The organism is Acidisoma sp. C75, assembly GCF_054665095.1.
Window position 1 is genome coordinate 24,535 of the sequence record NZ_BAAFHD010000012.1, and the last position, 21,406, is coordinate 45,940.

Consider the following 21,406-nt stretch of genomic DNA (forward strand, 5'->3'; position numbering starts at 1 on the left):
GACAGCTGATCAATGCCCCGGGTCGATGACGCGCCCCGGAGTGCGTCAGAAGCCGCCCGAACAACCTCAATTTCGTCGTGCCTGGCTTCATGCCGAGGATCCAAACGTCCGGGGGCACCGTCACGGGTGGATGCCCGTGACAAGCTCCGGCGTGACGCATTCGACGGATGCTTCCAGATCAGTCTGACCGGCTCTCATGGCCCCCCAACAATTGACGCCGCCCACAAGGGCCGGCGATGCGGGAAGCTGGTTCTCTCGCGCAGCCCCCGCCTCGCCCTGCTCCACCCCCGTCGCCGCAGGGGGCGGGCATGGCGCGGCCTTAGCGGGCGATCAGTCCTTCGGCTCTTCTTCCCAAGCCTTCGGCTTATGGAACTCCATCGGCGGCAGGCGGAAGATCTTCACCCGCGCCCATTCGCGCATTCTCTGGAACACCGCGTAGAGCATCGGGATGACGAAGATGCCGACGCAACTGGCCGCGATCATGCCGAAGAAGACCGGCGTGCCGACCGAGCGGCGGCTGATCTGCGCCGCGCCCGTCGCCATGACCAGCGGCACCAGGCCGAGGATGAAGGCGAAGGAGGTCATCATCACCGCGCGGAACCGCAGCCGCGCCCCGGCGACCGCAGCCTCGCGGATGGGCACGCCCATCTCGCGCTGCTCCTTGGCGAATTCAACGATCAGAATGCCGTTCTTGGCGGAAAGCGCGATGAGTGTGACGAGCCCGATCTGCGCGTAGAGGTTGAGCGGCAGGCCGGTCACCGTCAGCCCGATGAAGGCGCCAAGCCCCGCCACCACCACCGAGATCAGCACCGACATCGGGATGGTCCAGCTCTCGTAGAGCGCCACCAGGAAGAGATAGGCGAAGATCACCGCGAGCGCGAGCACCGCGCCGGTCTGCCCGCCCGCCTGGATTTCCTGATAGGCGGTGCCGGTCCATTCATAGCTGTAGCCGGCCGGCAGCACCTTGTTGGAAATCTCCTCCATCGCCGCCAGCGCCTGGCTGGACGAGACGCCGGGCGCGGGCGAGCCGTCGATCGTGATGGAGCGGACGTTGTTGTAGCGGGTGATCACCTGCGGGCCGGTGACGATGCGGATCGTCGCCAGGCTGCGCAGCGGCACCATCTTGCCGCTGGCATTGCGGACATAGACCTTCCACAGCGCGTCCAGATTGTCGCGATAGGGCGATTCGCCCTCGATATTCACCTGCCAGGTGCGGCCGAAGAGGTTGAACTGGTTGACGTAGTAACCGCCCATCGTCGCCTGCAGGGTGGTGAAGATATCGTCGATATTGACGCCGAGCGCCTCCGCCTTGTCGCGATTGATATCGAGGTAGATCGAGGGGTTGCCAGCCGAATAGGTGGAGAAGACGCGGCTCAGCTGCGGGTTGGTATTGGCCGCGACCAGCAGGCTGCCGAGCACGGAGGCCATATCCTGCGGGCTCTGCCCTTCCAGCGCGTCGAGCTGGTATTCGAAGCCGCCGCCGGTCGAGAGGCCGATGATCGGCGGCAGGTTGAAGGGGAAGACGTTCGCGCTCATGATCTGCTGCGACATGCCGAACATCTGGCCAATCAGCGCCTGCACGCTGTTCTTCGGCCCTGGCCGGTCCGCGAAGGGCTTGAGACGCGCCACAACGAAGGCGGCATTCGGCTCGGCCGCGCCATCGAGGATCGAGAAGCCGACGATGCCGATGGTATGCGCCACTTGCGGCATGGTCTTGAGCATGCCGACGACCCGATCGACCACCGATTGCGTGCGGTTGATGGAAGCACCGTCCGGCAGTTCGACGGCGGTGAAGAAGGCCCCCTGATCCTCTTCCGGCAAGAAGCCGCCCGGCGTGCGGCCGGCCAGGAAGCCGAGGCCGAGCACCAGGATGATCATCACCGGCACGATGATGAGGGCGATGCGCACCAGCCGGCTGACGCTGCGGGCATAGCCGTTGCGCACCCGGTCGATCCCGCGGCTGATGCGGGAAAAGGGCCCGCGCCGCGTGTCCTTGTTCTTCACCGGGCGCAGAAAGAGCGCGCAGAGCGCGGGCGAGAGCGTCAGCGCATTGGTCGCCGAGATCAGCATGGTGACGGAGATCGTCACCGCGAACTGCTTGAAGAGTTCACCGGAAAGCCCAGGAATGAAGCCCACCGGCACGAAGACCGAGAGCAGCACCAGCGAGATCGCGATGATCGGCCCGATGATCTGGCGCATGGCGAGCTTGGTCGCGTCCCGCGGGTCCATGTCCGGATGCTCGTCCATCACGCGTTCGACGTTTTCGACCACGACGATCGCATCGTCCACCACCACGCCGATGGCGACAACGAGGGCGAGCAGCGAGATCGTATTCGCCGAATAGCCGAGCGCGAGGAGGATGGCGAAGGCACCGATGAGGCTGACCGGCACGGCGATCGTCGGGATGATCGTCGCCCTGATATTACCGCCGAGGAAGACGAAGACCACGAGAACGACGAGGATGAAGGCTTCGACGATGGTGCGGATCACTTCGTGGACCGTCTCGTTGACGAAGTCCGAGGTGTCATAGACGACCTGCGCCGTCAGGCCTTTCGGGAAGCGCTTGGAGAGGCCGGCGATGACGCTTCTGACGCGCTGCGCCGTCTCCACCGCATTCGCACCCGGCTCGAGATAGATGCCGATGCCGAGCGAGGGCTTGCCGTCCAGCTGATCCTGGGTGTTCTCGCTCTCGGCGCCGAGGGCGATATGCGCCACGTCCCGCAGCCGCAGAATCGAGCCGTCGGAATTGGCGCGCAGGATGATGTTGCCGAATTGCTCGGGCGTTTCCAGCCTGCCCTGGGTCTGCAGATTGACCTGGATCTGCGTCTCCTTCGAGGTCGGCTCGGCACCGATGATGCCAACAGCGGCCTGGGTATTCTGCGCCTGGATCGCGCTGATGATATCGCTCGGCGCGAGGCCGAGCTGGGTCATCCGATCGGTATTGAGCCAGACGCGCATGGAGTAGTTCTGCGCACCGAAGAGGAAGGCCTGGCCCACGCCCGGCGTGCGGGAGAGCACGTCAAGCACGTTGATCGTGATGTAGTTCGAGATGAAGAGCGGGGTGAGCGATTTGTCCGGGCTCGAAAACAGCACGAATTGCAGGATCGAGGAGGATTTCTGCCGCAGCTGCACGCCTTCCGCCTGCACTTCCGCCGGCAGCTGGGAAAGTGCCGCCGTCACCCGGTTCTGCACGTTGACGACGTCGATATCGGGATCGGTGCCGAGCGCGAAGCTCACCGTCAGGCTGTAGCTGCCGTCATTGCCGCTGTAGGAGCGCATGTAGAGCATCTTGGTGACGCCGACGATCTGCGCCTCCAGCGGCTGCGCGACCGTCGCTTCCACCACGGAGGCCGAGGCGCCCGGATAGGTGGTGGTGACGGAGACCTGCGGCGGCACGATATCGGGGAACTGCGCGACCGGGATGCGGGTCAGCGCGATCAGCCCGGCCAGCGTGATCAGGACGGCGATGACGACGGCGAGCCGCGGCCGATCGATGAAGATAGCGGAGAACATGTCTGGGCGCTGCCTGCTGCTTTAGCCGCTGGATCCGTTGGGTTCCGCGAAGGAGGGCGGCTTCGGCGGCGTATAGGGCACGGGCTTCACGGCCGCGCCCGGATGGACGCGCTGCACCCCATCGGCCACCACCTCGTCGCCCGCCTTCAGCCCGCTCGCGATGACCGCGAGCGTCGGATCGGGCGAGCTGCCGAGCGTCACGTTCCGGCGCTCGGCCACATCCTTCGGCCCGATCACGAAGACATAATAGCCTTGCTGGTCGGCCAGCACGGCGGAGCGGGGAACGGTGATCGCCTGATCCGGCTGGGCCGCTTCGAGCAGCACGGTGACGAAGCTGCCATCGACGAGGGTGCGGCTGCCGCCGGCATCGTTGGGCGCGCCATGCAGCGGATTGGGGATGGTCGCCCGCAGCGCGATCGTATCGGTCGAGGCGTTGACGCTGATATCGCTGAAGTTGATATGGCCCGTCTGGTCGTACATCTGTCCGTTCGGCAGCTTGATACGCACGTTCAGCGCGCCGAGCCCGCCCTTGCCGGCATATTGCTGCTCAAGCTTCATCACCTCCACTTCGGAGACCGGAAAGGTCACGTATTCCGGGTCTTGGCTGACGATGGTGGCGAGCGCCGCATCAGCGAAGGAGACGGTGTTGCCCGGATCGGTGGCGATGCCGATGCGGCCGTCGATCGGTGCGGTCACGGTCGTATAGCCGAGGTTGATCTGCGCGGTCTTCAGCGCCGCCTCGGCCACCAGAAGCTGGCCCTGGCTCTGCCCCGCCGTCGCCACATCCGTATCGAAGGTGGAGCGCTGGCCCGCCGGCGTGTTGAGCAGGGTCTGCGAGCGCGTGAGGTTCTGTTTGGCGTTTTTGAGCGCCGCCTCCGCCTGAAGAAGCTGGCCTTGGGCCTGCAGCACGGCGGCCTGGTAGGGCGCCTGCTCGATCACGAAGAGCTGCTGCCCCTTCTTGACCTCGTCCCCTTCCTTGAAATCCCGCTCCTCCAGCGTGCCGGTGACGCGCGCCCGGATCGTCACCTTCTTCATCGCCTGTACGCGGCCGATATACTGGCTCGTCGGGTAGATCGGGGTCACGCTCGCTTTGGTGACGCCCACCGGCGGCGGCCCGCCCGGGCCCATCTGCGCCCTCGCTTCGCCCGCGGTGCCGAGCGCCAGGCTTGCAAGGACAATCGGGAAGAGCCGAACACGCATTGAGAAACCCTTGGGCTGACGAAGGAACCAGCGGCCATCCGAAAGCGAGCCGCCGGGCGGGGTGCCGGCGCTGATCCGAAAGGACAGCGAAACTGACATGACGAAGATGTCACGCCGGATTGTGGAGCGAGCTGACCGAGCGGTCAACTGGGAGAACGGCAGCGCAACATACGCCCGCCCAGCCGCGGCCTTTCGGCGGGAATTGACGCCCGGCCGGGATACGGGGAAAAGCCCCCTGCCCAGCCTTCCACCGCCGGGCGCGGCCAGCCTGCGCGTGCGGCGCTCCCGGCCGCTTCCCCTGTCAGAGGTATAGGTTTTATGCAGCGCGTATTCTCAGGCATCCAGCCCTCCGGCATCCCGACGCTCGGCAACTATCTCGGGGCCATCCGCAATTGGGTCGCGCTGCAGCAGGAGCATGATTGCCTCTATTGCGTCGTCGATCTGCACGCCATCACCACCTGGCAGGAGCCCGAGCAGCTGCGCCGGCAGACGCGGGAAATGGCGGCGACCCTGATCGCCTGCGGGATCGACCCCGAGCGCCACATCCTCTTCCATCAATCGGCCGTGCCGGCCCATGCCCGCCTCGCCTGGATCTTCAACTGCATCGCCCGCATCGGCTGGCTCAACCGCATGACGCAGTTCAAGGACAAGGCCGGGAAAGACCGCGAGGCCGCTTCCGCCGGCCTCTACGTCTATCCGAACCTCATGGCGGCCGATATCCTCGCCTACCGGGCGACGCATGTGCCGGTGGGGGACGATCAGAAGCAGCACCTCGAACTCGCTAACGACATCGCCCAAAAGTTCAACCATGATTACGGCCAGCCCTTCTTCCCCGAGATCAAGCCGCTGATCATGCCCGAGGCGGCGCGGGTGATGTCCTTGCGGGACGGCACGAAGAAGATGTCGAAGTCCGATCCCTCGGATCAGAGCCGCATCAATCTCTCGGACGATGCCGAGACCATCGCCGCCAAGATCCGCCGGGCGCGGACCGATGCCGAACCCCTGCCCTCCGAACCGGCCGGGCTCGAAACCCGGGCGGAGGCGCGCAACCTCGTCGGCATCTTCGCCGCCCTCTCCGGCCAGTCTCCGGCGGAGGTGCTGGCCGAGGTCGGCGGCCAGGGCTTCGCCGCCTTCAAGGAGCGTCTGGCCGAGCTGATGGTCGCGAAGCTCGCCCCGATCGCCGCCGAAACCCGCCGCCTGCTCGCCGATCCCGGGTATATCGACCGCCTCCTCTTCGCCGGTGCGGCGCGGGCGCAGGCGATCGCCGATCCGATCGTCGCGGAAGCGGAACAGATCGTCGGCTTTCTCAAACCTCCGGCCGTGAAATTTCGGCCGGGATGAGGTATGGCACAGCCATGGACATGAGCCCCTCCGCCGAGGCCCCGGCCGCGCGCAGCGCGAGCCTCACCCGCCGCACCGCGGAAACCGCGATCACCATCCGGCTCGATCTGGACGGCAGCGGGCGTGTCACGACCGCGACCGGCATCGGCTTCTTCGACCATATGCTGACCGCGCTCGGCCGGCACGCCTTCTTCGATCTCGAGATCGCGGTGGAGGGGGACCGGCATGTGGATGATCACCACACGGTCGAGGATGTCGGCATCGTGCTCGGCCAGCTCATCCTCAAGGCCCTCGGCGAAAAGCGCGGCATCCGTCGCTATGGCCAGGCGCTGATCCCGATGGACGAGGCTTTGGTGGAAGCGGCGGTCGATCTCTCCGGCCGGGCGGCGCTCGGCTGGCAGGTCTCCTTCGCCACCGGCAAGATCGGCAGCTTCGATACCCAGCTCTGCGAGGAATTCTTCCGCGCGCTCTCGGCCAACGGCCTCTTCAACCTGCATCTCGTACAGAAGGCGGGCCGGAACGACCATCACATCGCCGAAGCCTGCTTCAAGGCGGTGGCGCGGGCGCTGCGGATGGCGGTGGAGGCCGATCCCCGTGCCGCCGGCGCAATCCCCTCCACCAAGGGCTCGCTGGCCGGATGAGGATCTATTCCGCCCATACACGGCCTGGCCGGGCGCCTCTGCTGGTGCCGGAGGGGTTTTCCTGGGGCGCCTTCCTCTTCGGCCCCTTCTGGCTCATGGCGCATCGTGCCTGGATCGCGGCCCTTCTCGCGCTCGTCGTGCTCATCGGCTTCTGGATCGTCGCGGCCGCAGTTTCGGCCGGGCTTGGGGCCGCGCTTCTCATCGGCTATGCCCTGATGCTCGGCGCCCAGGGGCGGGATCTACGGCGCTGGTCCCTCAGCCGGCGGGGCTTCGCGGAAGCGGGCGTGGTCGCGGCACCCGATGCCGATGCCGCCTTCCTCCGCGCCTGTGCGGTCACCCCCGGCATGCTGGCGGAGGAGCGGGCATGAAGGTCGTGGTCGTCGATTACGGCAGCGGCAACCTCGCCTCCGCCGCGCGGGCGGCGGAACGGGCGGCGGGGCTCGCCGACCTTGCCGCGGAGATCCGCATCACCAGCGATCCGGCCGAGATCCGCGCCGCCGCGCGCATTATCCTGCCCGGGCAAGGCGCCTTCGCCGATTGCATGAACGGGCTCGACGCGGTGCCGGGGCTGCGCGCCGCGCTGACAGAGACGGTCGGCGGCGGCACGCCCTTCCTCGGCATCTGCGTCGGCATGCAGCTGATGGCGGAGCGCGGCCTCGAATACGGCGCGACCGAGGGGCTCGGCTGGATCGCGGGGGAGATCACCCGTATCACCGCGCCGGGCCTGCGGCTGCCGCAGATGGGCTGGAACGCGCTCGATTTCACCCCCGGCGCGCATCCGCTGCTGGCCGGCCTCACCCCGGGCGATCATGTGTATTTCACGCATAGCTACGCCCTCTCGGGCGGGGCGGCGGCGGAAATCCTCGCCACCACCGATTACGGCGGCCCGGTGGTCGCCATGGTCGCGCGCGGGAACCGTGCCGGCATGCAATTCCACCCGGAAAAGAGCCAGGAGGTGGGGCTGACCATGATGAAGAATTTCCTGACATGGCAACCATGAGCCTGCCGGCGGCCGATCTTCCCGGCGGCGATGCCGCGGGTGGCGAGGCGGCGGGGCCGCTGCCCTTCGCCAAGCCGCGCCTGGCGGTGGACCGTATCACCGCCTTCACCGAGGAGGATCTGCTCGCCCTTTGCGAGGCGACGGATGCCGCCATCATCGACGGCGGCGGCTTCGGCTGGCTGCAGCCGCCGGGCCGCCCGGTGCTCGAAAGCTATTTCAAGGGCCTGCTGATGGTGCCCGAGCGCGAGGTCTATGTCGGGCGGGTCGATGGCGTCATCGTCGGCTCCACCCAGCTCGTGCGGCCGCCGCGCAGCAACGAGGCGCAGGCCATGGCCGCCAGCATCACCCAGACCTTCGTGGCCCCCTATGCCCGGCGCCTCGGCCTCGCCCGCATCATGGTGACGCGGGTGGAGGAGCGGGCGCGGGCGATGGGCTACCAGATCCTCAACCTCGACGTGCGTGAGACCCATACCGGGGCGATCGCCCTCTACGAAAGCTTGGGCTTCACCCGCTGGGGCACGCACCCGGCCTATGCGCGGATCGGCGGCCAGCTGATCGCCGGCGCCTATTTCTACAAGCTCATCCAGCGCAAGAGCTGAGCAGGCCGATGACACCACTGACCCTCTTCCCCGCGATCGACCTCAAGGGCGGCGCCTGCGTGCGCCTTCGCCGGGGCGACATGGCGCAGGCGACCGTCTATGGCGATGATCCGGGCGCCCAGGCCCGCGCCTGGGTCGCCTCGGGCTGCCGCTGGCTGCATGTGGTGGATCTCGATGGCGCCTTCGCCGGCCGCCCGGTCAATGCGGCGGCGGTGCGCGCCATCCTCGCCGGGGCGGCAGAGGGCGCGGGCGCCGCGGCCGTGCCGGTGCAGCTCGGCGGCGGCATCCGGGATCTCGCGCAGATCGAGGCATGGCTCGCCGAAGGCGTCAGCCGGGTGATCCTCGGCTCCGTCGCCGCCAAGAACCCGGCCCTGGTGCGCGAGGCCTGCCGGCTCTTTCCCGGCCGCATCGCCGTCGGCATCGACGCGCGGGACGGGCTGGTCGCGACCGAGGGCTGGGCCGAGACCTCGGCGCTCACCACCGAGGCGCTGGCGCTCCGCTTCGAGGATGCCGGGGCGGCGGCGATCATCTTCACCGATATCGGGCGGGACGGGATGCTCGAAGGCCTCAATCTGGAAGCGACGGCAGCCCTCGCCCGCGCGGTAACGACGCCGGTGATCGCCTCCGGCGGGGTCGGCAGCCTGGCCGACCTCACCGCCTTGAGGGTGGCCGCGGCGGCGGCGCCGGGCATTACCGGCGTCATTGTCGGCCGCGCGCTCTATGATGGGCGGATCACCCCCGAAGCGGCGCTCGCCGCCCTCGGGTAAGGCGCTCAGCCGGCGCCGGGCAGCAGGGTGACGGGTCTTGCCTCGGCGCTCAGCCGCGCCGGCGTGCTCTCGGCCGTCCAGCGCAATGGCCCGATCGCGCGGCAGGACGGGCAGACGGGAGACCACGCCCCCGGCTCGGCCCCGCATTGCACGCAGCGCCAGCGAGGGTCCGCCCCCGCCGCCTGGCTGCGGCGAAGCGCCTCATGGGCGAGCAGCCGCGCCTTTTCCCCACCGCCATCCCGCGCTTCCGCCTCCGCGATATCGGCCATCAGCACCCAAAGCCGCCGCTGGTCGAGCCCCGCCGCATGCGCCGCCTCAGCATGGCGCCGGGCCTCTCCGGTCAGGCCCGCGCCAAGGCTCGCGGCGGCCAGCAGCAAAGCGCTCTCGCGATCGCCGCGCTTGCAGGCGGCGAGCGCTTCCGCGCGCTTGACGCGGGCGAGCGGCGTCTGCTCGGCCTCCAGATAGAAGGTGGCGAGATCGGGATGGGGGGCTGCCGCCCAGGCACGCTCCACCACCTGCGCGGCCTTCCGCTCCTGCCCGGCGCGGCGTAAGCGCCGCGCATAGGCGAGAGCGGCAGGCGCGAGGGCCGGATCGGCGGCGAAAGCCTCCTTCGCCAGCCGCAGCGCCTGGATGGGGTCTGCCGTCGCATCGGCCGCCGCCACCGCGATTGCCGCGCGCGGCGCTTCGGGCCCGGCGAGGGCCAGGGCTTCCCCCCAGGCGCCGGTCTGCAAAGCGAGCCGCGCCCGCTCGGCGCGAAGCCAGGCCGCGCCCGGATGGGCAAGCTCCGCGCGGCGGGCGATATCGGCCGCGCGCAGATAATCCCCAGCGTCCAGCGCCTGGCGCAGCAGGCCGCGGAGGCCGAGGAAGGCGGCATCCGGGTTGCTCGCCAGTTCGCGATAGGCGGCCTCGCTCTCCGCCGCCGCACCGCTCATGCGCGCGGCCTCGGCCGCGACCAGCAGTGCCATCGGCGCCCGCGGGGACAGGCGGCGGGCGCGCGCCGCTTCCCGCCGGGCGGATTTGCCATCCCCCGCGGCGAGGGCGGCGAAAGCCCGCGTCACCGCGATGTCGCCGAGGCGGAGTTGGCGCTGATGCCGCCCGCGCCCGAACCGCCCCGGCGCGCCCACAATCAGCGCGCCGAGGCGCAGCAGGCCGTAGAGCGCGCCGAGCAGGAGCAAGAGCGCGAGAATGGCGACCGGCATACTGGTCGCGAAACTATAGGCGCCGATGCGCGCCGTGATCTCGCCTGGGATGCTGCCAAGGGCATAGGCGAGGGCGAAGAGAACCACCGCGATCAGCAGAAAGCCGAGAAGCTTGCGCATCAGTGCGCCGCCATCTCGGCCAGCGCCTGGCGCGCCGCGATCAGGCCGCGCGCCTCGTCAAGCCAGGGGGCCATGGCCGCGGCGGCAGGCGCCGGCAAGCCGCCGAGCAGCGAGACGGCGCCCGCGAGATCCCCGGCGTCGAGCAGCCGCTGCGCATGGGCGAGCACGCCGCTCACCGGATCGCCGACGATCACGCGGTCCCCCTGCCGCAGCGTGACGAGGTTTTCCACCCGCAGCCACATGCCGCGCCAAAAGCCGAGCCGCCCGGTCTCTGGCCGGCTGGCGGCGGCCGCGGCGCGGGCGGCGGCGGGATAGCTCAGGCGAAGCGCCGCCTCGGTCGGCGGCGCGCGATGCGCGTAGCGCGCGAGGGCGGGTGGCGCGTCGGCGAGCGTGCCGAGCGGCTGGCCGGCCGCCAACCGCGCTGCCGCCCGGCTGAGGCTGCCGAGACGCTGTGCTTCGGCCGAAAGCCGCGGCACCGCCCCGGCCTCCGCCGCGAGCGTCTTGGTCTGCGTGCCGAGATCCGCGATCTGCTGCCGGAGCGTCGCGAGATCGGCCTCGACACCCTTGATATCTGAGGACTGGCGCGCCGCCAGACCATCAAGCTTGCTGCTCAGCGTGCCGAGTGCGGCGGCAGAGGGGGCATTGGCCGAGGCGCTGGCGCTCGCCGTCTCGACCTGGCGGAGCCGAGCGCCGAGGGCCGCGATCTCGGCCGAGAGATCGGGCGCCGCCGCGCCTGCTGCGGCGGTGGCGGGCTGGCCGCCGTTCTGGCCGACACTCTGGCCCGGGCCGGACGCCGCGGTGCCGAGGCCGGCGATTTCCTGGTGCAGCGCGAGGATATCGGCGCGCTCGCGATGATCGAGCGCGGAGAGCCGATCCTGCAAGCCGGTAATCTCGGTACGGAGCGCGGCGATCACCCCGCTCTCATTCGGCGGCAAGGCCGGCATCGGCGCCTCTGGCGCCGGCCGCGTCCAGAGATAGGCGATGCAGCCGGCAAGAATGACGAAGCCAGCGACCGTCAGCAGCGGGGTAATTCGGCTGGCGCTATCCCGCCCGGGCAGGGGTGCCGGCGCAGCGCGCGGGCTCGTCGCCTCGGGCCGGGCGCCGGGTGAAGGGGGCAGCGGGGACGCCGTGCCGCGCGCCGAAGCCGCTGCGCCGCCCGGGGGCGCGGGGGGAACCTCCGGCTTCGCCCCATCCGGCCGTAGCGGCAGCGCCGCCTTCTCGCCCATGCCGCTCGTCTCTGGTTCGTCAGTCATTCAAAAGCGCCAACACCGCTGTCTCCGTCGGTTGAACCGCCACTCTGACCCGGCGCCACGGCAGGGCGCTGGCTGCGGCGGCGGCCGGCTCGCCGATAGCCGCAAGCGAGAAGCGAGCGAGATCCGGAGCGAGATCGCCCGCCACAGCAAGCCGTGCAAAGCAAAGTGCGGTCTCGCGCGAGAAGAGCAAGATCCAGCCCTCCTGGCCAGAGCGGATCATCGCGGCCGCGCTTTCCGGCAATTCGGCCACCGGTTGGGCGACATAAACCTCTTCCCGCAATACTGCAAATCCAGACTCTTGCAGGAGGTTATTCAGACGATGCCCCTGGCCCAGCCCGGCCGCGAGCAGAAGCGGCAGACCCTCGGCCGTCAGGCTCTGCGCCACCAGCGCGGCGAGATCCTCGGCCCGCCCCCCGGCGCTCCGCACCACCGCGAAGCCGGCCCGGCGGGCGGCTTCCGCCGTCGCGTCCCCCACCGCGAAAAGCGGCAGCCTGCGGTAGCTGGCCGGCAAGGCCGGCAGGGCGTGGCGGCTAGCCACCACCACGGCGCGAACAGCCGCCGCCGCAGGCAGGGCAGGCGTGAGGGGGTCCACCCGCAGCAGCGGCGCGAGGACGGGAGCAAAGCCGAGGGAGAGGAGCCGCGCGGTGGTGCGGCGGCCGCCCGGCTCAGGCCGGGTGACCAGCACGGGCAAGGCCGGCATGGCGGGCCCCGCCGTCACTCCAGGAAGATATCGGCGGGCGAGCGGCCGCGCAGCTCCGCGCCGAGAGCCCGGCCGAGCGCCTCCGCCTCTGCCGGGCTGCCCTTGGCCTCGTCGCGCAGGAGGAAGGAGCCATCCTCCCGCGCGACGAGGCCGGTCAGGTGCAGGACGCCCTCCTCGATCCGCGCATAGCCGCCGATCGGCGTGCGGCAGGAGCCGTCCAGCGCCGCGAGCAGACCGCGCTCGGCGAGCGAGACGGCGCGCGCCTCCGGGTCCTCGATCGCGGCCAGAAGCTGGAGCAGTTCAACATCGTCGCCCCGCACGGTGATGCCGACGATCCCCTGGCCGGCGGCGGGCACCATGATCTCCGGCTCGATGATGACGGACGCTTCCTCGGCGAGGCCGAGGCGGCGCAGTCCGGCGAGTGCCAGCAGGCTGGCATCGAACTCGCCCTCCCGCACCCGGCCGAGCCGCGTCTGGACATTGCCGCGGATGATCTTCACCGTGAGATCCGGCCGCGCATGCAGAAGCTGCGCCTGGCGGCGGACCGAAGCGGTGCCGACGAGCGCGCCCGGCGGCAGGCTCGCGAAGGGCTCGGCCTTGTCCGGCTGGCCGATGCCACGCCCGAGGATCAGCACATCCCGCGCATCCTCGCGCCTGAGCGTGCAGGCCAGCACGATGCCGGGCGGCAACTCGGTTTCCAGGTCCTTCAAGCTATGGACGGCGAAATCGATCCGCCCATCCGCCAGCGCCTCGTGGATTTCCTTGGCGAAGAGGCCCTTGCCGCCCACCTCTGCCAGCCGCTTGTCGAGGATGCGATCGCCTGAGGTGGTGATGATGTGCTCCTCGAACACCTTCATCGAATCGAGCACCGGGCAGAACCGACTGAGCCGCGCCTGGAAGGCCCGCGTCTGGGCGAGCGCCAGGGGCGAGCCGCGCGTGCCGACGCGCAACGGTAGCGCTCGGCGATGGGGCTTGACGCGCGGCGCTTGCGCAAGAACCTCTGGTGACTGCATCGCCGCGTGTTAAAGCGATAGGGAACCGAAGAAAAGACCACCGTGCTGCACATCGGCCTTGAATGGAACGGGAAGTCGGCAGGCCCCGTTCTGGCGATCGAATCCTCCTGCGACGAAACCGCCGCCGCCCTTCTGGCGCCCGATGGCCGGGTGATCGGCGAGCGCGTGCTCAGCCAGTTCGCCGAGCATGCGCCCTTCGGCGGCGTGGTGCCCGAAATCGCCGCCCGTGCGCATCTCGCGCATCTGCCGGCAATGGTGGCGGGCCTGCTGGCGGAAGCCGCGCTCACCCCCGCAGGCCTTGGCGCGGTCGCCGCGACCACCGGGCCGGGCCTCATCGGTGGGTTGCTGGTCGGCGCGGGCTTCGGCAAAGGCCTGGCGCTGGCCGCCGGGCGTCCCTTCGTCGCCGTCAACCATCTCGAAGGCCATGCGCTGACAGCACGGCTGCCCGGTCTGCTGCCCGGCGGAGCCCCCTTCCCGTATTTGCTCCTGCTGCTCTCCGGCGGGCATTGCCAGTGCATCGCGGTGGAGGGCGTCGGCCGCTACCGGCGGCTCGGCGGCACCATCGACGATGCGGTCGGCGAAGCTTTCGACAAGGCGGCGAAGCTGCTCGGCCTGCGGCTGCCGGGCGGCCCGGCGCTGGAACGGCTGGCCGAGACGGGGGATACGACGGCACTGGCCCTGCCGCGGCCGATGCTCGGGCGCGCGGGCTGCGATTTCAGCTTCTCAGGGCTCAAAACCGCGGTCGCCCAACATGTTGCCACCCTGCCACCGGGGCCACTGCCGTATCGCCAAGCGGCCGATATCGCGGCGAGCTTTCAGGCGGCCGTCGTCGATGTGTTGGCCGATCGCGCGGCGAGCGCTCTCGCCCTGATGCCCGAAGCGCGGCTGATGGTGGTGGCCGGCGGTGTCGCGGCCAATGGCGCCATTCGCCGCGCGCTCGAAAGCGTGGCGGCGCGCCGGGGGCTGCCGCTTGCCGCCCCGCCGCTCCGCTACTGCGGCGACAATGCGGTAATGATCGGCTGGGCGGCGATCGAGCGGCTGCGCGTGGGCCTCGCCGAGGATGGGCGGGATATTCGGCCACGGCCGCGCTGGCCGCTCGCGGAACTGGAGACGCCGGGCACACCGCCAGCGCCAGGGCTGCCGGCGGAAGCCTGAGCCGATCGGACGATGCGGCGTCTCGAACCGCTGCAGGCGATGGCGGAAACGTGACGGGGAGCCCCCAAACGAACCAGAAACGTTGCTTAGAATTAATAGAATTGTGTTTTAAGCTCAGGCGTTTGTTACTCTCCGCGCGCGAAAGGCCGCCCTGCATGCTCCGCCGCCTCCGCCCTGTCGTGTCGTTGCGCCGTGGCCTCGCGATGGCGGCTCTGCTGGCGCTGGCTGGCTGCAATGCCGATGTCAATCTCAGCAGCACCAGCGACGTGATGGACACACTCTTCGGCCGGCGCAGCGCGCCCATGTCCCCCTCCTTCCCGACGCCCCCGCCCCCCGCGCCGGTAGCACCGGCACCGGGTGCGACGCCCATCCCCCCGGCCCTGGTGGGAGATGGCTCGCAGGCGATGCGCGGCGTGGGTTTCGCCGGGCTCGTCCGCCGCACGGGCTATGTCGTGCCTAATCCCGCGACGCCCGCGGCGGGCGCACCCGCTCTCACGCCCACCGCCGTCGCGGTCGCGGAGGCCGAGATACGGATCGCGATGGCGGACACCGTGCCACAGCCGATCCAGCTATCGCCGCCGAGGCAGGCGCTGCTCATTGGCCTCGCCCAGCGCATGGCGGAAGCGGGCCACCTCATCATCCGCCGCCCGCAATTCGTCCTCATCGTCGATCGCGCACGGCAAGGGCAGACGCTCTCCCTTGCCCTCGCGCAGCCCGATGCGCCTTGGACGATCCTTGGCACCCGGCCGGTTTCCACCGGCAAGCCGGGGCGGCGCGAGCATTTCAAGACGCCGGTGGGCGTGCTGTTGAACGACGGTTCGGAACTCGGCTACCGCGCCCAAGGCACCTACAACCAGAACCACATCCGTGGGCTCGGCGTGAAGGGCATGCGGGTTTGGGATTTCGGCTGGCAGACCAGTGAGGATTGGCGAACCCCGGGCGCGACCATGCAGGTGCGGGTGGAGATGCATGCGACCGATCCGGCAGTGCTCGCGCAGCGGCTCGGCAGCGCCGATTCGGAAGGCTGCATCCGCATTCCGGCCGCCCTCAACCGGTTTCTCGATCGCCATGGCATCATCGACGCTGATATCGAGCGGCTGGGCGCCACCGACGCCGGCTACCGGGCGCTGCTCTCGCCGCAACTGCAGCCGACGCCGCTCGCCGGCGATGCGGTGATCGTTGTCGATAGTTCGGAACCCTGGGCCAAGCCCCTGCCCCCGGCAAGCTCGGTTGCGTTGAGCGACTGAGGCGCCCCGGCCCACCCGCGCGGGGCCCTCTGGCGGTTGGGAGGTGCTGCGCGCACCAGCGTCGTCCACGGAGCCTCAGCAGGCGCGGACTTGCGGCGCGCATCCACCGCACGACCGAGAGCAGACGCCTTCGGTGGCGGCTCGGCGCACGAAATAAATCCGCGGGTGACGGAGAGAGGGCGGCGAGACGGCAGTCAGGGCGTATGACGGAAGGTCAGCCGGGCGATTTCGGCTTTCACCACGCGTTCCACGATGTCGGCCAGGTGCTCGTCGAGCCAGGCCTTGAGCATCGGCCGCAATTCGCTCCGCACCGCCTCTTCCAGCGTGATGCTGCCGGTGGTGGTTATCTGTAGGCTGGCCTGGCGCTCCGCTTCGAGACGGCGGAGCAGCGCTTCCACCGATGAGCTTGCGGCCGCGGCCACCGCCGGCGCCAGCAACTCCTCAACCTGTTTCTGCGTAAGACCGGACATTCCTTCCTCTCCTTCGGCCGGGCCGCTGCCCTCGGGCAGGCTCGGCGGTGCGCTCGGCGGGATTTCCACCATGGTCACGGCCAGCGGCGGCTGCGGCGGCGGGCCGCCGGACGGATAGGCATCGGGCTCGGCGGCGAGGCTGAAGCCCGGCAGGTCGAAGGCGAGCGACACGCCGGAAAACCGTTCGGGCGGCGGCATCCTGGCCTCGGCCGCGGCTTCGGCCGCAGGCGGAGGCGTGCGCAAGGGGGCCCCGTCGTCGCCGGCACTGCTGACGGCCATGCTTTCATCGAGCAGCAGAACGGGCGGCACAGCCGCATCGTCCTCCGCTGCCACCCGGGAGACCGTGGCTGGCGGCAGAGGCGCGGGCTGCCCTGCCTGGAAGCGCGACTGCTCCTCCAGCATGATGCGGCGAATGGAGGCGAGGATCTCGTCCATCGAAGGATCCTGGTCTTGCCCGCCCGTCTGATGCGGGCGCTCGGGCGTCACGGTCATGGCCTTCAGCCTCTCCCACGCAGTGGGGGCGCCGCCCGGCGGATCACCCCCAGCGCCTGCCCTGCTTACTGGTTGTTGTTGCTGAGATTGTCGGCCGGGCTGCCATTGGCATCGCCCGGCGTATTCGCCGTCGGGTCACCGGTGCCGAACCAGGCATTCTTCACGGCGTTGTAATAGGCGTTATCGTCGTACATCGGAACGTTGAGGCCGATATCGCGCGCGGTGAAGCGGCCGGTGGCGGCCGCCACGTTGTACGAGGCGATCACCAGATTGGCGAGGTTCTGCACCAGCGTCACTTCCGATTGCAGCAGCAGCTGCTGGGCGTTCAGCACGTCGAGCGTTGTGCGGGAACCGACGATGGCCTCCCGCTCGGTGCCGTCGAGCGCGATCTGGTTGGCCGCAATCTCGGCCCGGGTGCTGGTGATCGTGGCGCGGGTGGCGACCAGGGTTTCCCAATACTGCTCGGCATTCTGCACCGCCGTACGCCGCTGCAGCTCAAACTGCTGGCGGGCATATTCCCGTTGCTGCACTGCCTGGCGGATGGTCGCGTATTCCGTACCGCCCTGGTAGATCGGCACGGTGAGGTTGGCTAGCACCTCGGCCCCGTTCTGCACGTAGTCCCGCTGCGCCTGATTGATATCCTTGTAGATCACCCCCTGCAGGGAGAGCTGCGGCATCAGCTTGCTCCAGGCGACATCCACATTGTCCGCGGCCGCCGCCTGCGTGAACTGCGCCTGCACCACCGATGGGTTGTTGTGCGCCGCAAGCGCCTCCACCTCAGCCTTGGTCTGCACCGGCAGGCTGAGCGGCTGCGGCGGCGTGAGATGCTGCGGCCGCAGGCCGATCACCGCCACGAAGGTCGCTTCCGCGCTCTTGAGATTGCCTTGCGCCGTCTGCACCTCCGCTTCCGCCTGGGCGAGCGCGCTTTCGCTCTGCGCCACATCGGTGCGAGTGATCTCACCCACCGCGAAGCGATCCTGCGTCGCTTTCAACTGCTCCTTGAGGACGTTGGCATTGTTGATGGCGAGGGAGAGAAGCTGCTGGTCCTGAATCACGCCGACATAGGCGCTTACCACGTTCTGGAAGACCTGCTGCTCGATATTGATCAGATTGGCGCGTTCTGCCTGCACCTTGGCCTTGGCCTGGGCGACCGCGGCCCGCGTGCCGCCGCCATTGTAGATATTCTCGGTGATGGTGCCCTGCACGCTCGCCAGATCACGATTCTCCGAGGTCGTGACATTCGCGCTGGTACCCAGAAAACTCTGGGCCGCGGTGGAGAGATTGCCCTGGGTATAGCCGGCGCTGCCTTGCACGGTCACCGTCGGCTTCCAGCCGGACAGTGCCTGCGGCACATATTCGTCGGTCGCGCGCAGATTGGCGCGTTCGGCCTGCAGGGTCGGGTTATTGGCGTAGGCCGCGGCGAAGGCCTGCTTCAAGGTCTGCGCCGAAGCGGGCCCCGCGAAGACGACAAGGCCGAGGCCGATCAGAATGCCAATGCGTGACACCATCTATTCCATTCCAATCTTCGATGCCGCCTTGCCGGTGCAAGGATGCAGCAGGATCATCCGGCGCGGACCGGGCCGAAGCCAGCCCACCATTTCGCTCATGGCCTTTGCCACGAAATCAGCCGCCAAGGCCAATTCTTTACGCGGCGCGGCGACGCGGTGAGGGCGCAGGCCCTAACTCTCTCTGTCAGAACTGGAACTCCAGCTCCCGCTCGAAGCCGGGCAGCGGCGCGGTCTGACAGTCGAAGAGCGGGCGGACGACGAAGCTCTCCCCCTGCGGCTCAGCCCGCACGGCAACCCCCGTCGGCTGCCCGCCACCGCCGACGCCCGCCTGGCGGCGCACGGTGACGAGCCGCCCGCCATGCAGCCGCAACTGGGCGGCAAATTGCGGCGGAACGGCATCGACCATGCCTTCGATAAGGATCGCGTCCCATCGCTGGGCGCCCGGAATGCCGCCCGCGAGCGCGCCTTCCTGTAGCGCCACATCGAGGCCCGCCGCCCGGCAGCCGGCACGCGCCGCCGCGACCAAGCCGGCATCGGCTTCAAGCGCCGTCACCCGCGCGCCGCAGGCGGCGAGCACCGCCGCGCCATAGCCGCAGCCGGCGCCGACCACGAGAATGCGCTCGCCCTCGCGCGGATCGAGCGCCTGGGCAAGCTGGGCGAAAGCGAGCGGCGCCATCAGCACGCGGCCGCCGCCGAGCGACACGTCCTGATCGGCATAGGCGACCGAAAAGGCAGTGGGCGGCAGGAAGATCTCACGCGGAATGCGGCGCATCGCCTCCAGCACGGCGGCGTGGACCACCCTGTTCGGGCGCAATTGGCTGTCCACCATGAACTGCCGCGCGCTTGCGAAAGAAAGAGCAGACTGAACCATCATCCCCACCGCATCACGAAAGCTCGCGGGAGCATAGCGATGCCGCTGCGCTGCGCCAAGCAGGCAGGACATCGCTGGCCGCAGACCGCGACGCTTGACCTCGCGCCCGGCCTCGCGCATGTAGCGCGGGCTCTCGCTGGTCCCGTGGCAGAGTGGTGATGCAACGGACTGCAAATCCGTGAACCCCGGTTCAATTCCGGGCGGGACCTTGAGCGACCGCCCGCCCGCCGGGCTGCCTTGCGGCGCACGGCCGGATCCACTGAGAAAACTCATTGACTTTGCTCGGCTCGCGCGGCGATATCCGCGCTGTTGCGGCCGGCCCGAACGTTGTGCGATGCCCAACCTTATCGCAAGCGGAGGCAGCGCCGCATCTTATCGAACCGTTCGCCGGGCCCCTTCGGCTCAGGGCGCACGGTCCATTGGCAAGTCCACTACGGGATCATTTCCTCTTTGTCTTCGCAAGCCGCGTCCTCAGCCGACGCACAAGCCAAGGCGGCAGCCGAGGCCGCCCAAAACGAGTATTCCGATCAGGCAGCGGCGCAGGAGCCGGCCGCCTCCGAACGCGCCATGCCGGCGGCCGCGCCCGAGGCCGCGCCTCCCGGCATGGTTGACGCCGCTCCTCCTTCCGTCGCGCCAGGTGACGCGGCGACGGTGGGCGATGCCCCGGCAGAAGCGCCACCGGCCGCCGAGGCCGAAGCCCCGCGCATGACCTTCGCCGATCTGCATCTCTCCGCCGATCTCCTCCGCGCGATCGAAGAGAAAGGCTATAAATACCCGACGCCGATCCAGGAGCAGGCGATCCCCATCGTGCTGCAAGGCCGCGATGTTCTCGGCGTCGCGCAGACCGGCACCGGCAAGACCGCGGGCTTCACCCTGCCGATGTGCGAAATCCTCTCCGGCTCGCGGGCGCGGGCGCGCATGCCGCGCAGCCTCATCCTTGAGCCGACGCGCGAACTCGCGCTGCAGGTCGCGGAAAACTTTCTTCAGTACGGCAAATATCTGAAGCTCAACCACGCGCTTCTGATCGGCGGCGAAAGCATGTCCGATCAGAAGGAAGTGCTCATGCGCGGCGTCGATGTGCTGATCGCGACGCCTGGGCGGCTGATCGATCTCTTCGAGCGTGGCGGCCTGCTGCTCAGCGACACCCGCATCCTCGTCATCGATGAGGCGGACCGCATGCTCGACATGGGCTTCATCCCCGATGTCGAACGGATCGTCTCGCTGTTGCCGAGCAACCGGCAGACGCTGCTCTTCAGCGCCACCATGGCGAAGGAGATCCGCAGGCTGGCCGAGGCCTTCCTGCAGAACCCCAAGGAGATCAAGACCTCGGCGCCCTCCTCAGTCGCCACCACGATCACGAGCGGGCTCGTCATCGTCGCGGAAGCGGACAAGCGGCGCGCGCTCCGCCGGCTGATCCGCGCCGAGGAAGTGCAGAACGCCCTCATCTTCTGCAATCGCAAGCGGGATGTGGATATTCTCCACAAGTCGCTCCAGCGACACGGCTTCAGCGCCGGTGCGCTGCATGGCGACATGCCGCAATCCGCGCGCTTCGCGACGCTCGAGAAATTCCGCGCGGGCGAGTTGCAACTGCTTGTCTGCTCGGATGTCGCCGGCCGCGGGATCGATATCGGCGGCCTCTCCCACGTCTTCAATTTCGACGTGCCGCACCACTCCGAAGATTACGTGCATCGCATCGGTCGCACCGGCCGGGCCGGGCGCGAGGGCCGCGCGTTCACCATCGCGACGCCGGACCAGAGCGAAGCGGTCGCCGCCATCGTCAAGCTCACCGGCAGAGAGATCCCCGTCGTCACGGTCGAGGGTTTCGAGCCGCTCGCCTTCTCCGAGGAAGGAGACGCGCATGGCCGCCGCGGCCGTGGCCGGAACAAGGGAAAGGAAAAGCCGCGCGGCGAGGCCAAGCCCGCCCAGCGGAGCGAGAACCAGGCACGCGGCGAGACCGAAGGACGCGGCGAGAAGGACAAGGCAGCCGAACAGTCGCGCCGCGCGCCGCGCCAGCCTGCCAAGGCGAAGCAGCCGGCTGCGGCAGAAGCCCCCGCCCCACGCGCGGCTGAGGAGCCGCGCCGCACCGCCCGCGGCCCGCAGGATCGTGAGCGCGATCGCGATCGCGACAGCGGCAGCCCGGTGATCGGCTTCGGGGCCGAGATCCCGGCCTTCATGCTGGTCCGCCGCCGCAGCCAAGGCGTGGAAAGCCTGGACGCGCCGGATTTCGTTCCCCATGCCGAGGAGAGCGAAGCCTTCGCCAGCGAGGCGCTGAGGACACGCGCCGGCGCCGATGAGGACGACCTCGGCTGAGGCCGCC

19 protein-coding genes and 1 tRNA gene are annotated in these 21,406 nt (G+C 69.2%); 10 read left to right on the forward strand and 10 right to left on the reverse strand.

Annotated elements, in window-relative coordinates; translation table 11 throughout:
* Positions 1–330: 330 nt before the first annotated feature.
* Together ACYQ7X_RS15510 and ACYQ7X_RS15515 are read right to left on the reverse strand one after the other, a co-directional pair.
* Positions 331–3,513: an efflux RND transporter permease subunit gene (locus tag ACYQ7X_RS15510; protein WP_459697974.1), complete on the reverse strand. Its 3,183-nt coding sequence runs from the start codon at positions 3,511–3,513 to the stop codon at positions 331–333.
* A gap of 21 nt (positions 3,514–3,534) precedes the next feature.
* Positions 3,535–4,713, reverse strand: coding sequence for an efflux RND transporter periplasmic adaptor subunit (locus ACYQ7X_RS15515; protein ID WP_459697976.1), 1,179 nt, complete (start codon positions 4,711–4,713; stop codon positions 3,535–3,537).
* Positions 4,714–5,031: 318 nt separating this feature from the next.
* Here ACYQ7X_RS15515 and trpS point away from each other — a divergent pair, with 318 nt between their 5' ends.
* From trpS to hisA, 6 genes are read left to right on the forward strand one after another with little or no spacing between them, the layout of a single operon-like run.
* Positions 5,032–6,054, forward strand: a complete 1,023-nt coding sequence (gene trpS, locus ACYQ7X_RS15520; RefSeq protein WP_459697977.1) for a tryptophan--tRNA ligase — start codon at positions 5,032–5,034, stop codon at positions 6,052–6,054.
* Positions 6,055–6,074: 20 nt separating this feature from the next.
* Complete coding sequence (gene hisB, locus ACYQ7X_RS15525; RefSeq protein ID WP_459698052.1) at positions 6,075–6,695, forward strand: imidazoleglycerol-phosphate dehydratase HisB; 621 nt, start codon at positions 6,075–6,077, stop codon at positions 6,693–6,695.
* Positions 6,692–7,063, forward strand: a complete 372-nt coding sequence (locus tag ACYQ7X_RS15530) for a DUF2628 domain-containing protein (protein ID WP_459697978.1) — start codon at positions 6,692–6,694, stop codon at positions 7,061–7,063. Before hisB ends, ACYQ7X_RS15530 begins: the two co-directional genes overlap by 4 nt.
* A complete protein-coding gene (gene hisH / locus ACYQ7X_RS15535; protein WP_459697979.1) occupies positions 7,060–7,695 on the forward strand; it encodes an imidazole glycerol phosphate synthase subunit HisH in 636 nt (211 codons plus the stop codon). Before ACYQ7X_RS15530 ends, hisH begins: the two co-directional genes overlap by 4 nt.
* Positions 7,683–8,294: an N-acetyltransferase family protein gene (locus tag ACYQ7X_RS15540; RefSeq protein ID WP_459697980.1), complete on the forward strand. Its 612-nt coding sequence runs from the start codon at positions 7,683–7,685 to the stop codon at positions 8,292–8,294. The genes hisH and ACYQ7X_RS15540 overlap by 13 nt, the downstream gene beginning before the upstream one ends.
* A gap of 8 nt (positions 8,295–8,302) precedes the next feature.
* Positions 8,303–9,061 carry a 1-(5-phosphoribosyl)-5-[(5-phosphoribosylamino)methylideneamino]imidazole-4-carboxamide isomerase gene (hisA, locus tag ACYQ7X_RS15545; RefSeq protein WP_459697981.1) on the forward strand — a complete coding sequence of 253 codons (759 nt, stop codon included), beginning with the start codon at positions 8,303–8,305 and terminating at the stop codon, positions 9,059–9,061.
* Positions 9,062–9,066: 5 nt separating this feature from the next.
* Here the strand turns inward: hisA and ACYQ7X_RS15550 are convergent, their stop codons facing one another.
* The 4 genes from ACYQ7X_RS15550 to hemC are packed head-to-tail and all read right to left on the reverse strand — an operon-like array spanning position 9,067 to position 13,346.
* Positions 9,067–10,380, reverse strand: coding sequence for a heme biosynthesis HemY N-terminal domain-containing protein (locus ACYQ7X_RS15550; protein ID WP_459697982.1), 1,314 nt, complete (start codon positions 10,378–10,380; stop codon positions 9,067–9,069).
* Positions 10,380–11,633 carry a hypothetical protein gene (locus tag ACYQ7X_RS15555; protein ID WP_459697983.1) on the reverse strand — a complete coding sequence of 418 codons (1,254 nt, stop codon included), beginning with the start codon at positions 11,631–11,633 and terminating at the stop codon, positions 10,380–10,382. The genes ACYQ7X_RS15550 and ACYQ7X_RS15555 overlap by 1 nt, the downstream gene beginning before the upstream one ends.
* Positions 11,626–12,333, reverse strand: coding sequence for a uroporphyrinogen-III synthase (locus ACYQ7X_RS15560; RefSeq protein ID WP_459697984.1), 708 nt, complete (start codon positions 12,331–12,333; stop codon positions 11,626–11,628). The genes ACYQ7X_RS15555 and ACYQ7X_RS15560 overlap by 8 nt, the downstream gene beginning before the upstream one ends.
* A gap of 14 nt (positions 12,334–12,347) precedes the next feature.
* Positions 12,348–13,346, reverse strand: coding sequence for a hydroxymethylbilane synthase (gene hemC, locus ACYQ7X_RS15565; protein ID WP_459697985.1), 999 nt, complete (start codon positions 13,344–13,346; stop codon positions 12,348–12,350).
* Positions 13,347–13,388: 42 nt separating this feature from the next.
* Between hemC and tsaD the strand changes: the two genes are divergently transcribed.
* Positions 13,389–14,501, forward strand: coding sequence for a tRNA (adenosine(37)-N6)-threonylcarbamoyltransferase complex transferase subunit TsaD (gene tsaD / locus ACYQ7X_RS15570; protein ID WP_459697986.1), 1,113 nt, complete (start codon positions 13,389–13,391; stop codon positions 14,499–14,501).
* Between the two features lie 155 nt (positions 14,502–14,656).
* Complete coding sequence (locus tag ACYQ7X_RS15575) at positions 14,657–15,748, forward strand: L,D-transpeptidase (RefSeq protein WP_459697987.1); 1,092 nt, start codon at positions 14,657–14,659, stop codon at positions 15,746–15,748.
* 194 nt (positions 15,749–15,942) lie between these two features.
* Here the strand turns inward: ACYQ7X_RS15575 and ACYQ7X_RS15580 are convergent, their stop codons facing one another.
* The 4 genes from ACYQ7X_RS15580 to ACYQ7X_RS15595 form a co-directional block, all read right to left on the reverse strand.
* On the reverse strand, positions 15,943–16,710 hold the full coding sequence (locus ACYQ7X_RS15580) for a DUF2497 domain-containing protein (RefSeq protein WP_459697988.1): 768 nt from the start codon (positions 16,708–16,710) through the stop codon (positions 15,943–15,945).
* A gap of 65 nt (positions 16,711–16,775) precedes the next feature.
* On the reverse strand, positions 16,776–18,218 hold the full coding sequence (locus tag ACYQ7X_RS15585) for a TolC family outer membrane protein (RefSeq protein ID WP_459697989.1): 1,443 nt from the start codon (positions 18,216–18,218) through the stop codon (positions 16,776–16,778).
* The gene (locus ACYQ7X_RS15590) at positions 18,219–18,344 is read right to left on the reverse strand and encodes a hypothetical protein (protein ID WP_459697990.1); all 126 of its coding nucleotides are present in this window, start codon (positions 18,342–18,344) and stop codon (positions 18,219–18,221) included.
* 58 nt (positions 18,345–18,402) lie between these two features.
* On the reverse strand, positions 18,403–19,092 hold the full coding sequence (locus tag ACYQ7X_RS15595) for a protein-L-isoaspartate O-methyltransferase family protein (protein WP_459697991.1): 690 nt from the start codon (positions 19,090–19,092) through the stop codon (positions 18,403–18,405).
* A 135-nt stretch (positions 19,093–19,227) separates the two neighbouring features.
* Between ACYQ7X_RS15595 and ACYQ7X_RS15600 the strand changes: the two genes are divergently transcribed.
* A tRNA-Cys gene (locus ACYQ7X_RS15600) sits at positions 19,228–19,298 on the forward strand.
* Positions 19,299–19,656: 358 nt separating this feature from the next.
* The gene (locus tag ACYQ7X_RS15605; RefSeq protein WP_459698053.1) at positions 19,657–21,399 is read left to right on the forward strand and encodes a DEAD/DEAH box helicase; all 1,743 of its coding nucleotides are present in this window, start codon (positions 19,657–19,659) and stop codon (positions 21,397–21,399) included.
* Positions 21,400–21,406 lie beyond the last annotated feature (7 nt).